The sequence below is a fragment of the Pseudomonas soli genome, assembly GCF_900110655.1.
In the GTDB taxonomy this organism is placed as follows: Bacteria; Pseudomonadota; Gammaproteobacteria; order Pseudomonadales; family Pseudomonadaceae; genus Aquipseudomonas; species Aquipseudomonas soli.
Genome location: NZ_FOEQ01000001.1, coordinates 685,442 through 698,790, shown reverse-complemented (window position 1 = coordinate 698,790; position 13,349 = coordinate 685,442). Strand labels below are relative to the sequence as shown.

The window sequence follows — 13,349 nt, the reverse complement described above, 5'->3', positions numbered from 1 at the left end:
GTTGATGAACTCCAGTCGCCCCTATCTGGTTCGTGCGCTGTACGAGTGGATCGTCGACAACGATTGCACGCCCCATATGCTGGTCAACGCCGAGTACCCGGCGGTCCAGGTGCCACAAGGTTTCGCCAGCGATGGCCAGATCGTCCTGAACATCTCCCCCAGTGCCGTGCGTAGCCTGCATATGGACAACGAGGCGGTGAGCTTCGAAGGGCGCTTCGGTGGCGTGGCGCATACGCTGTATGTGCCGATTGGTGCCATCCTGGGGATCTACGCCCGGGAGAATGGCCAGGGCATGGTCTTCGAGCTGGAGCCGCCGCTCGCGGACGAGGATGACCTTGAGGACGGCGGTGTCGAACCGGATGATGATGGTCCGCCCGAGCCGCCGCGTCCGAGTGGTCGTCCGAGCCTGAAAGTCGTGAAGTAACAGGCAGAAACGAAAAAGGCGATCCGCAGGGATCGCCTTTTTCATTACTGCCGCAATTACAGGTCCTTGATGCTCTGCACCTGGTCCTTGTTGATGCGGGTCGGCTTGCCATCCAGTTGCTTGAACTCGTAGAAGCCGGAGTTGCGGTCGAAGTGCGGCGTGTCGGTGGTCTGCAGTTCGCGGCCATCGTTGAGGGTGATCACGCTCGGAGTGGAGCAGCCGGCCAGGGTGGCGAAGGTGCCGATCAGCAGAGCGGGCAGCAGCAGCTTTTTCATGGGGTACTTCCTGGATCAGAGTGAAAAAGGCGAGCGTCCCGACGCTCGCCAAGGGGTTGTCAGTCGATGTACTCGAACAGCTTGACGATCTTCTGTACGCCCGACACACCTTGCACCACATTGGTGGCAGCGTTGGCCTCTTGCTGTCTTACCAGGCCGAGCAGGTAGACGATGCCGTTTTCGGTGATCACCTTGATGCGCGAGCTGGGCACGCTCTCGTCGGTCAGCATCTGGGTCTTGATCTTGGTGGTCAGCCAGGCGTCGTTGTTGCGCGCCAGGATCGACGACGGCTGAATGACTTGCAGCTCGTTGTGTACCTTCTTGACTCGCTGCACCTGGCCGGCGGTCTGCTCGGCGAGGGACTTGAGATCGGCGCGTGGGGTCTGGCCGGCAAGCAGCACGACACCGTTGTAGCTGCTGACGACGATGTGCGAGCCTTTGTCCAGCTCCGGGTTGGCCTTGGCGATGTTGACCGAGACCTTGGTCTCGATCAGCGAGTCATCGATCTTGCTGCCGATGGTGCGGGTGCCGCGGTCATCCTCGATAGGCGAGTTGCGCGCCGAGGTGAGTACGGAACTGCAGCCCGATACGCCGAGGCACAGGGTCAGGGCCATCAGGCCGATACGCTTGGAGATCATTCTTCACTCCCGAACAGTTGGCTGTCGATCAGGTCGCACAGACAGTGGATCGTCAGCAGGTGGACTTCCTGGATGCGCGCGGTGACCGTGGCGGGGACGCGGATTTCGACGTCCTCGGGCAGCAGCAGCGAGGCCATGCCGCCGCCATCGCGCCCGGTCAGGGCGACGACAATCATTTCGCGGTCATGGGCGGCCTGGATCGCCTGGATCACGTTGGCCGAATTACCGCTGGTGGAGATCGCCAGCAGCACATCGCCGGGCTGGCCCAGGGCGCGGATCTGCTTGGAGAAGACTTCGTTGTAGCTGTAGTCGTTGGCGATCGAGGTCAGTGTGGAGCTGTCGGTGGTCAGGGCGATGGCCGGCAGGCTCGGACGCTCGCGCTCGAAGCGGTTGAGCAACTCCGAGGAGAAGTGCTGGGCATCGCCGGCCGAGCCGCCGTTGCCGCACGCGAGCATCTTGCCGTCGTTGAGCAGGGCGTTGACCATGACCAGGCTGGCCTGCTCGATGTGGGGTGCCAGGATGTCCATTGCCTGTTGCTTGGTGTCGATGCTGGCCTGAAACAGCCGGCGAATTCGGGATTGCATGTCCATCTGGGTGACCTTAAGAGGGGCGGTGGCCTTTGCTACGCGCAACAGTGACCAGCCCGCGAAACATAGAGCTAGAAAATCGAATTGGGTTCAGCACTCGAAGGCATTTTTCAGCCATTGAAGCGGTTGCCCCGCATGCCCCCGGCCCTGCAGGGCGATAACGTCGAAGCGGCAGGGGCGGGTGGCCCAGCGGGGTTCGTGCTGCAGGAAGAGGTTGGCGGCAAGCGCCAGTCGTTGCTGCTTGCGCCCATCGATACTGGCGAGCGCTCCGCCGAACTCCGCATGCAACCGGTAGCGGACTTCGACGAATACTACTGTATCGGCATCGAGCATGACCAGATCGAGCTCGCCCCCCTTGCATCGCCAGTTGCGCTCCAGTAGCCGCAGACCTTGCCCTTGAAGGTATTCAAGGGCGTGATCTTCGGCTGTCTGGCCGGCAAGGCTGGGCGATGCGCCGGGCATCAGCGAGGGGTGTCCGGCAGGCGCTTGACCTGGCCGCCGGCGAATTCGGCCCATGGCAGCTGGCGTTCGATGCGCTGGCTGGGGTTCATGCTCAGGCTACCGGACAGGCCTTCGACGCGGTTGTCCGGCAGCGCTTTGAGCTGGCCCAGGCGCGGAGCCAGGCTGTAGGCGTCGACGCCCATGGCGTACAGGCGGCCGAGGCTACCGGCGGCCTGGGGCCACTGCTGCACGACTTGCTGGCGCAGGCTGTTGGTGGTGTCCAGCAGCCAAGGCGTTTCGCAGAAGCGGATGCCGTTCATGTCGTTGTACTGGTTCACGTCACCGCTGGCGCTGTACAGGTTGGAGGTGGCGTAGACCGGCACGTCGCCGGCGTACTGGAAGTTCAGTGTCGGCTTGATCTGCTGGGCCTGCTGCGGCGTCGAGGCGAGGAAGATGAAGTCGATGTCCTGGCGGCGCGAAGGCTGCGCGGCGATGGTGCCGCCGACGGTGCTCTGCAGGCTCTTGGCGCGGCCTTCGCTCTGGCGCAACTGGAACAGATCGGCGATCTGCTGGGCAAGGGCGACGGGCTGGGCGATGCGCTGCGCGGTGATCAGGGTGCCGCCATTGCCTTCCCAGTCCTGGCGGAAGGCGGCGAGCACGCGGTCGCCCCATTCACCGCTCGGTACCAGGGCCACGGCGCGAACCATGCCGTCGGCGCGGGCACGGCGTGCCACTTCGCGGGCTTCGTCCTCGGCGGCCAGGCCGAACTGGAACAGCTGTGGCGGCGCTTTTTGGCCGGCGTCGGCGTAGTTCAGGGCCAGGGTGGTGATAGGCAGTTGCGGGTAGGCGGCGAGCTTCTTGACCAGCGGCTTTTCCAGCGGGCCGACCACCAGTTGCACGCCGGCAGCCTGGGCCTGACGGTAGAAGTCGTCGAGCGAGGTGATGCGCGAGCTGTCGAACACTTGTACCGCAGGGGCGGGCTGGCCACCTTGCTGGGCCTGGAAGTGAGCGGCCATGAAGCCGTCACGCAGCGCACGGGCGACACCGGCCAGTGGGCCCTCCTGGGGCAGCAGCAGGGCGATCTTGGTCAGTGGCTGGCTGGCCAGCTCCTTGAGCTTGACCAGGGCTGTCGGCAATTGCTTGGCTGCCGGGTGTTCGGGGTGCTGCTGGCGCCAGGTGTCAATGGCGGCCTGTTGCTGTTCCAGGGTGCCGGCGCGCTTCACGGCCAGGGCCAGGCTGGTCCAGCCGGCCAGGGTCTCGTCGGCGGCCGGCTGCTGCAGTTGTTCGGCGGGCAGCGAGGCGACCAGGGCCCAGATCGCGTCATTGTTGGCGCTGGCGGCCTGGCCGCTGAGCAGGGGGGCCAGCAGCGCGCGCTGCTGGGCGGCGGCCAGGGCCTGGCCGTCGGCTTCGAGGGCTGCGGCATGAACGCTGTAGGTGCGGGCCTGCTGCTCGGTCGGCAGTTCGCCGACGCGCTGCAGGCTCGGGTGGGCGAGGGCGGTCAGGGCGGCCTTGGGCTGGTTGCGGCTCATGGCGAGCTCGGCGGCCAGGGTGGAGGCGAACACCTGCTGGGCGGGCTTGAGCGGCTCCAGCGGGACCTGCTCGAGAATCCGCGCGGCGCGCGGGAAATCCTTTTGCTTGTATGCCAGGTCCGCGGCGCTCAAGCGCAGCAGGGCCGCATCCTCGGCGGACTTGCTGGAGGCCGCCTTCTCGAGCAGTTGCTCGATGCTGGCGTCCGGGGTGCGTGGCAGTTCGCCCAGGCTGGATGAGGGCGAGCTGGCGCAGGCTGCCAGCAGGGCAGCAAGGCAGAGGGCTGTGAGCAGCCGCAGACAAGCGATCATGTAAAGGTCCTGTTACTCGATCAAGTTGGCCGGCAATTGTACCCAAGCGGGGGGCACGGCGCGATCTCGCCGACACTGAACCTTCACTATAGGTGGCCCGTGGTGTGCCCGGGGCGAAGTTCTTTGCGCCCTGTTACCGGTGCTCGGGCTACAATGGCGACCTTTGATCCGGAAAGCAGGTGTGCGCAGTGACTGATGTTGCAGGGGTTTCGAAATCCACGTTGGGCAAGCTTTACGTCGTTGCCACGCCCATCGGCAACCTCGACGACATGAGCGCCCGGGCGCTGAAGGTGCTGGCGGATGTCAGCCTGATCGCCGCCGAGGACACCCGCCACTCGGTGCGTCTGCTGCAGCATTTCGGCATCGACACGCCGCTGGCCGCTTGCCATGAGCACAACGAGCGTGACGAGGGCGGGCGCTTCATCACTCGCCTGCTGGCCGGCGACGATGTGGCGCTGGTGTCCGATGCCGGCACGCCGCTGATTTCCGATCCGGGCTATCACCTGGTACGCCAGGCGCGTGCTGCGGGCGTGCAGGTGGTGCCGGTGCCGGGTGCCTGTGCGTTGATCGCCGCGCTGTCGGCGGCGGGGTTGCCGTCGGACCGCTTCATCTTCGAAGGCTTCCTGCCGGCCAAGGCCGCCGGGCGCCGTGCGCGTCTGGAGCAGGTCAAGGAAGAGCCGCGCACCCTGATCTTCTACGAGGCGCCACACCGGATCCTCGAGTGTCTGGAGGACATGGAGGCGGTGTTCGGTGGCGATCGACCGGCGCTGCTGGCGCGTGAGATCACCAAGACTTTCGAGACCCTCAAAGGCTTGCCGTTGGCCGAGTTGCGCGCATTCGTCCAGGGTGACAGCAATCAGCAGCGTGGCGAGTGTGTGGTGCTGGTGGCCGGTTGGAGCGCGCCGGAGGGCGAGCAGGCGATCAGCGCCGAGGCGCAGCGGGTGCTGGATCTGCTGCTGGCCGAACTGCCGCTGAAGAAAGCAGCGGCGCTGGCGGCCGAGATCACCGGGGTGCGCAAGAACCTGCTCTATCAGTTGGCCCTGGAAAAGCAGAAAGCCCATTAGTGGCATAATGGTATTAATGGTCGCGCCGCTTGTTCTTGAGCGCTGCTACCGGTAACCTTGGCGGCGGAGAGTCGATCGGACAGTCGCTGCCGTCTTTTGTTCCGCAAAAGGCGGGGGAGGAAAGTCCGGGCTCCATAGGGCAGAGTGCCAGGTAACGCCTGGGAGGCGCGAGCCTACGGAAAGTGCCACAGAAAACAACCGCCTAAGCACTTCGGTGCCGGTAAGGGTGAAAAGGTGCGGTAAGAGCGCACCGCACGGCTGGCAACAGTCCGTGGCTAGGTAAACCCCACTCGGAGCAAGACCAAATAGGGTTCCATACGGCGTGGCCCGCGTCGGAACCGGGTAGGTTGCTAGAGGCGTCCAGTGATGGCCGTCGTAGAGGAATGACTGTCCTCGACAAAACCCGGCTTACAGATCGACTCTCCACCTCTTCCTTTCCTGCTTGAATCGATAGCAGATGCGTCCTGGTAATACCGAAAAAATCTTACTCTTAATAAATTACTTTAACTTCTCACTCTATCCGCTTGAGTGTGTTTGATTTTTCCCGTCAGTTTTTCCCGCCTGTAATCCTTCTCCCTTCCTTTGTTGCGCTAAATCGCCGTCCTGTAAGGGATTTCCTTATGAACGTGCCTTGACGGTGTGGCGGGCGGATTCCTATAGTGTGCGCAAGTGGCAGAAAGTGGGATGAAGTGGGTTTTCTGGCACAAAAAAGCTAACATTGTGGGGAATCGCAGCCGTGTTTCGCGGAGCCAACGCCGTCAGCCTCGATGCAAAGGGCCGTCTCGCCATGCCGAGCCGGTACCGTGACGAGCTCGATTCGCGTTGCAATGGTCAATTGATCGTGACCATCGACGCCGTTGACCCCTGCTTGTGTGTTTATCCCCTCGATGAGTGGGAACAGATAGAAGCTAAGTTGCGTGCCTTGCCGTCGTTGCGTGAGGAAAACCGTCGCCTGCAGCGTTTGCTGATTGGCAATGCGGTGGACCTGGAGCTCGATGGCAGTGGGCGTTTCCTGGTGCCGCCCCGTCTGCGTGAGTACGCCAAGCTGGACAAGAAGGCGATGCTGGTGGGGCAGCTGAACAAATTCCAGCTGTGGGATGAGGATGCCTGGAACGCAGTTTCGGCAGCTGACCTTGCAGCTATTCAACAACCGGGCGCCATGCCCGATGATTTGCGTGACCTGATCCTGTGACCATAGATAGCGGCTTCAACCACATCACCGTCCTCCTCGACGAAGCCGTCGAGGCATTGGCCCTGCGCGCCGACGGTTGCTATCTGGACGGCACCTTCGGGCGTGGCGGCCACAGCCGCCTGATCCTCAGCAAGCTCGGGCCGCAAGGGCGGTTGCTGGGCTTCGACAAGGATCCTCAGGCGATTGCCACCGGGCAAGCGCTGGCGGCCGAAGACGGCCGCTTTGTCATTGTGCAGCGCAGCTTTGCCGAACTCGGCGACGAAGTGCGCGCCCGCGGCCTGGACGGCAAGGTCAGCGGCATCCTGCTCGACCTGGGCGTATCCTCGCCGCAACTGGACGACCCCGAGCGCGGCTTCAGCTTCCTCAACGACGGCCCGTTGGACATGCGCATGAACCCGGGCCAGGGCATCAGCGCCGCCGAGTTCGTCGCCACCGCCCCCGTCGAAGAAATTGCCCGGGTGTTCAAGGAGTACGGCGAGGAGCGCTTCGCCGGCCGCATGGCGCGCGCCGTGGTCGAGCGCCGCGAGAAGCAGCCGTTCACCCGTACCGCCGACCTGGCGGAAGTGCTCAAGGTCGCCAACCCGGCCTGGGAAAAGGGCAAGAACCCTGCGACCCGCGCTTTCCAGGGCCTGCGCATCCATGTCAACAACGAGCTTGGCGACCTCGAGACCGGCCTTGAAGCCGCGCTCGACGCCCTTGAGGTGGGTGGCCGCCTGGCAGTGATCAGCTTCCACTCGTTGGAAGACCGTATCGTCAAACTGTTCATGCGCAAGCTGGTCAAGGGCGAGGCAGACAATTTGCCGCGCAACCTGCCGGTCCAGCACAAGGCCTTCGAGCCGAAGATCAAATTGATCGGCAAGGCGCAGTTCGCCTCCGAAACCGAACTCAAGGCCAACCCTCGGTCGCGCAGCGCCGTCATGCGGGTCGCGGAGAAGTTGCGGTGAGCAGGCTGTTTGCCAAGCCGCTGCCAGGCGGAAGCTTCCTGATGCTTCTGCTGTTCGTCGCCGTGCTGATTTCGGCGATCGCCGTTTCCTACAGCGCCCACTGGAACCGTCAGTTGCTCAACACCCTGTACGGTGAACTGAACGAGCGCGACAAGGCCCAGGCCGAGTGGGGCCGGTTGATCCTTGAGCAAAGCACCTGGACTGCCTCCAGCCGTATCGAGAGCCTGGCCTCGGAGCAGCTCAGGATGCGCGTGCCCGCCGCTGACGAAGTGCGAATGGTGGCGCCATGATGAAGCTCGAAGGCGCACTCTACCCCTGGCGCTTCCGGGTGGTGATCGGTTTGCTGGCGCTGATGGTCGGTGCCATTTGCTGGCGCATCATCGACTTGCAGGTCGTCGACCGCGACTTCCTCAAGGGCCAGGGCGATGCTCGCAGCCTGCGCCATATTCCCATCCCCGCGCACCGCGGCCTGATCACCGATCGCAACGGCGAGCCGCTGGCTGTCAGTACGCCCGTCACCACCTTGTGGGCCAACCCCAAGGAAATGCAAGCGGCCAAGGATCGCTGGCCACAGCTGGCCGCCGCGCTCGGGCAAAATCCGCAGCAATTGAGCGAACGTCTCACCCAGCAGGCCAGCAAGGAGTTCATCTACCTGGTCCGCGGCCTGACCCCGGAGCAGGGCCAGCACGTCCTCGACCTGAAGGTTCCGGGCGTCTACGGCCTCGAAGAGTTCCGCCGCTTCTATCCGGCCGGCGACGTCACCGCACACATGGTCGGCTTCACCGACCTGGATGACCATGGTCGTGAAGGCGTCGAACTCGCCTACGACGAATGGCTCGCCGGGGTGCCCGGCAAGCGGCAGGTGATCAAGGACCGGCGTGGCCGGCTGATCAAGGACATCCAGGTAACCAAGAACGCCAAGGCCGGCAAGACCTTGGCGTTGTCGATAGACCTGCGTCTGCAGTACCTGGCCACCCGCGAGCTGCGCAACGCCATTGCCGAACAGGAAGCCAAGGCCGGCAGCCTGGTGATCATGGACGTCAAGACCGGCGAGGTCCTGGCCATGGTCAACCAGCCGACCTACAACCCGAACAACCGCCGCAGCATGTTCCCGGCCGCGATGCGCAACCGGGCGATCATCGATGTGTTCGAGCCTGGCTCGACGGTCAAGCCGATTTCGATGAGCGCCGCCTTGCAGAGTGGCCGCTGGAAGGTCACCGACAAGGTCGAGGTCTATCCGGGCAGCCTGCAAATCGGCCGCTACACCATCAAGGACGTGTCGCGCAGCGAGGGCCCGATTCTCGACCTGACCGGCATCCTGATCAACTCGTCCAACGTCGGCATGAGCAAGATCGCCTTCGATATCGGTGGCGAGGCCATCTACCGGGTCATGTCCCAGGTAGGCCTGGGCCAGTACACCGGCCTCGGCTTCCCCGGCGAGCGTGTCGGCAACCTGCCCAACCACCGCGAGTGGCGCAAGGCCGAGACCGCGACCTTGTCGTATGGCTACGGCGTGTCGGTGACCGCCCTGCAGCTGGTGCATGCCTACGCCGCACTGGCCAACGACGGCAAGATGGTGCCGCTGTCGATCCTCAAGGTCGACAAGGCCCCGGAATCGGTCCAGGCGATCCCCAAGGAAACCGCCGAAACCGTGCAGGGCATGCTGCAGCAGGTAATCGAAGCGCCGCGCGGGGTATTCCGTGCCCAGGTGCCGTTCTACCACGTGGGTGGCAAGTCCGGTACGGCGCGTAAAGCCACCGTCGGTTCCAAGGGCTACACCGAGAACGCCTACCGTTCGCTGTTCGCCGGCTTCGGCCCGATGAGCGACCCGCGCTATGCCATCGTCGTGGTCATCGACGAACCGAGCAAGGGCGGCTACTTCGGCGGCCTGGTCTCGGCACCCGTATTCAGCAAAGTGATGTCGGGCACCCTGCGCCTGATGAATGTACCGCCGGACAACCTGCCGCCCTCGACGCAGCAAGCCAGCGCAGTACCCGCCAAGGGAGGGCGAGGTTGATGACGATGCCATTGAGCAAACTGTTCGCCCATGCCAGCCGCGATCCGTTGATCCGCGAGCTGACCCTGGACAGCCGCCAGGTGCGCCAGGGCGATCTGTTCCTCGCTGTGCCGGGCGCCAAGGTCGACGGCCGTGAGCATATTGCCGACGCGCTGGCCCGTGGCGCCGCCGCGGTCGCCTATGAAGAGCAGGGCACCTGCGTGTTGCCGCTTACCGACGTGCCGCTGATCCCGGTCAAAGGGCTGATCGGCCAGCTGTCGCAGATCGCCGGGCGCTTCTATGGCGAGCCCAGCCGCCAGTTGAACCTGGTGGGTGTCACCGGTACCAATGGCAAGACCAGCGTCACCCAGCTGGTGGCTCAGGCGCTCGACGCCCTTGGTCAGCGTTGCGGGCTGATCGGCACCCTGGGCACCGGCTTCTACGGTGAATTGCAGAGCGGCCGCCTGACCACGCCGGACCCGATTGCCGTGCAATCGACCTTGAACGACCTGAAAAAGAGCGGCGCCAAGGCCGTGGCCATGGAAGTGTCCTCTCACGCCCTCGAGCAAGGGCGCGTCGCCGCGCTGGAGTTCGATATCGCGGTGATGACCAACCTGTCGCGCGATCACCTGGACTATCACGGCAGCATGGAGGCCTATGAGGCCGCCAAGGCCAAGCTGTTCGCCTGGCCGAGCCTGCGTTGCCAGGTGGTCAACCTGGATGATGAGTTCGGACGCCGCCTGGCTGCCGACTTCGCCCGCCGCCCGAGTACCGATCATATCGAGACCCGGTTGCTCAGCTACAGCCTGGAGAACCCCGACGCTTCGCTGTTCTGCCGCGAGGCCACGTTCGACGATGATGGCGTACGAGCCACCCTCGTTACCGCACAGGGCGAACGCAGCCTGTGCAGCCAGCTGCTGGGGCGCTTCAACCTGAGCAACATACTGGCGGCGGTGGCTACCCTGCTGGCGCTGGACTATTCGCTGGACGAAATTCTCAAAGTCACTCCGCAGCTGCAGGGCCCGGTCGGCCGCATGCAGCGCCTGGGTGGCGGTAAAAAGCCGTTGGTGGTGGTCGACTACGCCCACACCCCGGATGCCCTGGAAAAGGTGCTCGAGGCATTGCGCCCGCACGCCCACGGCAAGCTGCTGTGCCTGTTCGGCTGTGGTGGTGATCGTGACGCCGGCAAGCGTCCGCTGATGGCGGCAGTCGCCGAGCGCCTGGCCGATCGTGTGCTGGTGACTGATGACAACCCGCGTACCGAGGATCCGCAGCGCATCTTCGATGACATTCGCCCCGGCTTTGCCCAGCCCGACAGCGTGGAGTTCGTCGCTGGCCGTGGCCTGGCCATTGCCCATCTGGTCGCCACTGCTGCTGCCGAGGATGTGATCGTCCTGGCCGGCAAGGGCCACGAGGATTACCAGGAGATCAATGGCGAGCGCCATGACTTCTCCGATCTGGTCGAAGCCGAGAAGGCCCTAGCCGCCTGGGAGGCTCCACATGCTTAAGCCCATGATGCTCAGCCAGCTGACTGCTGCTTTGAACGCACGCCTGGCAGGCGCCGACGCCAGTTTCACCGGCGTCAGCATCGACAGCCGCAGCGTCGCTGCCGGTCAACTGTTCGTCGCCCTCAGCGGGCCGCGCTTCGATGGCCATGACTACCTGGTCGATGTGAAGGCCAAGGGGGCGGTTGCCGCGCTGGTCGAGCGCGAAATCACCGATGTCGATCTGCCGCAACTGGTGGTTGCCGACTGCCGTGTAGCGCTTGGCCAGCTCGGCGCGCTGAATCGTGCTGCCTTCGACAAGCCGGTGGTGGCCATTACTGGCTCCAGCGGCAAGACCACGGTCAAGGAAATGCTCGCCGCGATCCTGCGTACCCGCGGGCCGGTGCATGCCACCCGCGGCAATCTCAACAACGACCTCGGCGCACCGCTGACCCTGCTGGAGATCGCCCCGGAGCACAGCGCCGCGGTGATCGAGCTGGGGGCCTCGCGCATCGGCGAGATCCGCTACACCGTCGGCCTGACCCGGCCACAGGTAGTCATCATCAACAACGCCGGTACCGCCCACGTCGGCGAGTTCGGCGGCCCGGAGAAGATCGTCGAGGCCAAGGGCGAGATCCTCGAAGGCCTGGGCGAGGGTGGCACGGCCATCCTCAACCTGGCCGACAAGGCGTTCGATATCTGGCGTCGGCGCGCGGGCAATCACCGCGTCGTCAGCTTTGCGCTGGACAACCCGCAGGCCGACTTCCACGCCAGCGATATCGGCCGCGACGCCCGTGGCTGCCCCTCGTTCACCCTGCATGGCCCGGACGGCAGCGTCCCGGTGCAATTGAACCTGCTCGGCATCCATAACGTCAGCAACGCCCTGGCTGCAGCAGCAGCAGCCCATGCCGTTGGTCTGAGCCTGAGCGGCATCGCCGCCGGCCTTGGCGCCGTGCAACCGGTCAAGGGCCGTACCGTTGCGCAGATTGCGCCCAGCGGCGCGCGGGTGATCGACGACAGCTACAACGCAAATCCCACCTCGATGTGTGCCGCCATTGATATACTCGCCGGCTTTTCCGGCCGCACCGTCCTGGTGCTCGGGGATATCGGCGAACTGGGGCAATGGGCCGAGGAAGGTCACCGCCAGGTGGGTGACTATGCACGTGGCAAGGTCGATGCGCTGTACGCGGTGGGCACCAACATGGCCCATGCCGTTCAGGCATTCGGTACCAATGGTCGCCATTTCGCCACTCAAGCTGAGCTGATCGAAGCCGTCAAGGCCGAGGCCGCCAGCGACACCACTATCTTGATCAAGGGCTCGCGCAGCGCTGCGATGGAAAACGTCGTGGCCGCACTGTGCGGCGCCAGCGGGGAGAAACATTAATGCTGCTGCTGTTGGCTGAGTATCTGCAACAGTTCCACAAGGGCTTCGCAGTCTTCCAGTACCTGACCCTGCGCGGGATCCTGGGTGTACTGACCGCGCTGTCCCTGGCCCTGTGGCTGGGCCCGTGGATGATCCGTACCCTGCAGATCCGCCAGATCGGTCAGGCCGTGCGTAACGACGGCCCACAATCGCACCTGTCCAAGTCCGGCACCCCGACCATGGGCGGTGCGCTGATCCTTTCCGCCATCGCCATCAGCACCCTGCTGTGGGCCGACCTGACCAACCGCTATGTGTGGGTGGTGCTGATCGTCACCCTGGCGTTCGGCGCCATCGGCTGGGTCGACGACTACCGCAAGGTCATCGAGAAGAACTCCCGCGGCCTGCCGAGCCGCTGGAAGTATTTCTGGCAGTCGGTATTCGGCCTGGCTGCGGCGATCTTCCTGTACAAGACCGCGCCGACCAGCGTCGAGACCACGCTGATCATCCCGATGCTCAAGGACCTGGCCATCCCGCTGGGCGCCGGGTTCATCGTGCTCACTTATTTCGTCATTGTCGGCTCGAGCAACGCGGTCAACCTGACCGACGGCCTCGATGGCCTGGCGATCATGCCGACGGTGATGGTCGGCGGCGCGCTGGGCATCTTCTGCTACCTGTCGGGCAACGTGAAGTTTGCCGAATACCTGTTGATCCCCTACGTGCCTGGCGCAGGCGAGCTGATCGTGTTCTGCGGCGCGCTGATCGGCGCGGGCCTGGGCTTCCTGTGGTTCAACACCTACCCGGCCCAGGTATTCATGGGCGACGTCGGCGCGCTGGCCCTGGGCGCTGCGCTGGGCACCATCGCGGTGATCGTGCGCCAGGAAGTCGTCCTGTTCATCATGGGCGGCGTGTTCGTGATGGAAACCCTGTCGGTGGTCATCCAGGTGGCCTCGTTCAAGCTCACCGGCAAGCGCGTGTTCCGCATGGCGCCGATCCACCACCACTTTGAACTCAAGGGTTGGCCCGAGCCACGGGTGATCGTCCGCTTCTGGATCATCACCGTGATTCTCGTGCTGATTGGCCTTGCCACCCTGAAACTGAGGTAA

Annotated in this window: 14 protein-coding genes and 1 other RNA gene; 10 read left to right on the top strand and 5 right to left on the bottom strand. The window is 64.3% G+C overall.

Features of this window, described 5'->3' with window-relative positions; translation table 11 throughout:
- Positions 1-4 precede the first annotated feature (4 nt).
- Positions 5-424, top strand: a complete 420-nt coding sequence (locus BMY03_RS03245; RefSeq protein WP_094010223.1) for a ClpXP protease specificity-enhancing factor — start codon at positions 5-7, stop codon at positions 422-424.
- A gap of 56 nt (positions 425-480) precedes the next feature.
- Here BMY03_RS03245 and BMY03_RS03240 read toward each other — a convergent pair whose 3' ends face one another.
- The 5 genes from BMY03_RS03240 to BMY03_RS03220 form a co-directional block, all read right to left on the bottom strand.
- Positions 481-699 carry a YgdI/YgdR family lipoprotein gene (locus BMY03_RS03240; RefSeq protein WP_023630218.1) on the bottom strand — a complete coding sequence of 73 codons (219 nt, stop codon included), beginning with the start codon at positions 697-699 and terminating at the stop codon, positions 481-483.
- Between the two features lie 59 nt (positions 700-758).
- Complete coding sequence (locus BMY03_RS03235) at positions 759-1,337, bottom strand: BON domain-containing protein (RefSeq protein WP_023630217.1); 579 nt, start codon at positions 1,335-1,337, stop codon at positions 759-761.
- The gene (locus BMY03_RS03230) at positions 1,334-1,927 is read right to left on the bottom strand and encodes a phosphoheptose isomerase (RefSeq protein ID WP_023630216.1); all 594 of its coding nucleotides are present in this window, start codon (positions 1,925-1,927) and stop codon (positions 1,334-1,336) included. Before BMY03_RS03230 ends, BMY03_RS03235 begins: the two co-directional genes overlap by 4 nt.
- A gap of 87 nt (positions 1,928-2,014) precedes the next feature.
- Positions 2,015-2,386, bottom strand: coding sequence for a YraN family protein (locus tag BMY03_RS03225; protein ID WP_094010222.1), 372 nt, complete (start codon positions 2,384-2,386; stop codon positions 2,015-2,017).
- Positions 2,386-4,203 carry a penicillin-binding protein activator gene (locus tag BMY03_RS03220; protein WP_094010221.1) on the bottom strand — a complete coding sequence of 606 codons (1,818 nt, stop codon included), beginning with the start codon at positions 4,201-4,203 and terminating at the stop codon, positions 2,386-2,388. The genes BMY03_RS03225 and BMY03_RS03220 overlap by 1 nt, the downstream gene beginning before the upstream one ends.
- Positions 4,204-4,391: 188 nt before the next feature.
- Here BMY03_RS03220 and rsmI point away from each other — a divergent pair, with 188 nt between their 5' ends.
- The 9 genes from rsmI (at position 4,392) to mraY (ending at position 13,349) form a co-directional block, all read left to right on the top strand.
- Positions 4,392-5,267 (top strand): 16S rRNA (cytidine(1402)-2'-O)-methyltransferase, encoded by an 876-nt coding sequence (rsmI, locus tag BMY03_RS03215; RefSeq protein ID WP_094010220.1) that lies wholly within the window; start codon positions 4,392-4,394, stop codon positions 5,265-5,267.
- Between the two features lie 67 nt (positions 5,268-5,334).
- Positions 5,335-5,694: RNase P RNA component class A (gene rnpB / locus BMY03_RS03210), an RNA gene on the top strand.
- Positions 5,695-6,003: 309 nt separating this feature from the next.
- Positions 6,004-6,459, top strand: coding sequence for a division/cell wall cluster transcriptional repressor MraZ (mraZ, locus tag BMY03_RS03205; RefSeq protein ID WP_011535546.1), 456 nt, complete (start codon positions 6,004-6,006; stop codon positions 6,457-6,459).
- Entirely contained in the window at positions 6,456-7,403 is a 948-nt protein-coding gene (rsmH, locus tag BMY03_RS03200) for a 16S rRNA (cytosine(1402)-N(4))-methyltransferase RsmH (RefSeq protein WP_371041614.1), read from the top strand. The genes mraZ and rsmH overlap by 4 nt, the downstream gene beginning before the upstream one ends.
- On the top strand, positions 7,400-7,693 hold the full coding sequence (ftsL, locus tag BMY03_RS03195; protein WP_023630124.1) for a cell division protein FtsL: 294 nt from the start codon (positions 7,400-7,402) through the stop codon (positions 7,691-7,693). The genes rsmH and ftsL overlap by 4 nt, the downstream gene beginning before the upstream one ends.
- Positions 7,693-9,420: a peptidoglycan D,D-transpeptidase FtsI family protein gene (locus tag BMY03_RS03190; protein WP_172670937.1), complete on the top strand. Its 1,728-nt coding sequence runs from the start codon at positions 7,693-7,695 to the stop codon at positions 9,418-9,420. Before ftsL ends, BMY03_RS03190 begins: the two co-directional genes overlap by 1 nt.
- Positions 9,420-10,907, top strand: a complete 1,488-nt coding sequence (murE, locus tag BMY03_RS03185) for a UDP-N-acetylmuramoyl-L-alanyl-D-glutamate--2,6-diaminopimelate ligase (RefSeq protein WP_094010219.1) — start codon at positions 9,420-9,422, stop codon at positions 10,905-10,907. The genes BMY03_RS03190 and murE overlap by 1 nt, the downstream gene beginning before the upstream one ends.
- Positions 10,900-12,267, top strand: coding sequence for a UDP-N-acetylmuramoyl-tripeptide--D-alanyl-D-alanine ligase (locus BMY03_RS03180; protein WP_094010218.1), 1,368 nt, complete (start codon positions 10,900-10,902; stop codon positions 12,265-12,267). Before murE ends, BMY03_RS03180 begins: the two co-directional genes overlap by 8 nt.
- Positions 12,267-13,349, top strand: a complete 1,083-nt coding sequence (gene mraY, locus BMY03_RS03175) for a phospho-N-acetylmuramoyl-pentapeptide-transferase (protein ID WP_011535540.1) — start codon at positions 12,267-12,269, stop codon at positions 13,347-13,349. The genes BMY03_RS03180 and mraY overlap by 1 nt, the downstream gene beginning before the upstream one ends.

Coding starts and splice junctions, on each gene's coding strand:
- BMY03_RS03245 (WP_094010223.1), top strand. CDS start 5: ATGAACTCCAGTCGCCCCTATCTGGTTCGTGCGCTGTACGAGTGGATC.
- BMY03_RS03240 (WP_023630218.1), bottom strand. CDS start 699: ATGAAAAAGCTGCTGCTGCCCGCTCTGCTGATCGGCACCTTCGCCACC.
- BMY03_RS03235 (WP_023630217.1), bottom strand. CDS start 1,337: ATGATCTCCAAGCGTATCGGCCTGATGGCCCTGACCCTGTGCCTCGGC.
- BMY03_RS03230 (WP_023630216.1), bottom strand. CDS start 1,927: ATGGACATGCAATCCCGAATTCGCCGGCTGTTTCAGGCCAGCATCGAC.
- BMY03_RS03225 (WP_094010222.1), bottom strand. CDS start 2,386: ATGCCCGGCGCATCGCCCAGCCTTGCCGGCCAGACAGCCGAAGATCAC.
- BMY03_RS03220 (WP_094010221.1), bottom strand. CDS start 4,203: ATGATCGCTTGTCTGCGGCTGCTCACAGCCCTCTGCCTTGCTGCCCTG.
- BMY03_RS03190 (WP_172670937.1), top strand. CDS start 7,693: ATGAAGCTCGAAGGCGCACTCTACCCCTGGCGCTTCCGGGTGGTGATC.
- murE (WP_094010219.1), top strand. CDS start 9,420: ATGACGATGCCATTGAGCAAACTGTTCGCCCATGCCAGCCGCGATCCG.
- BMY03_RS03180 (WP_094010218.1), top strand. CDS start 10,900: ATGCTTAAGCCCATGATGCTCAGCCAGCTGACTGCTGCTTTGAACGCA.
- mraY (WP_011535540.1), top strand. CDS start 12,267: ATGCTGCTGCTGTTGGCTGAGTATCTGCAACAGTTCCACAAGGGCTTC.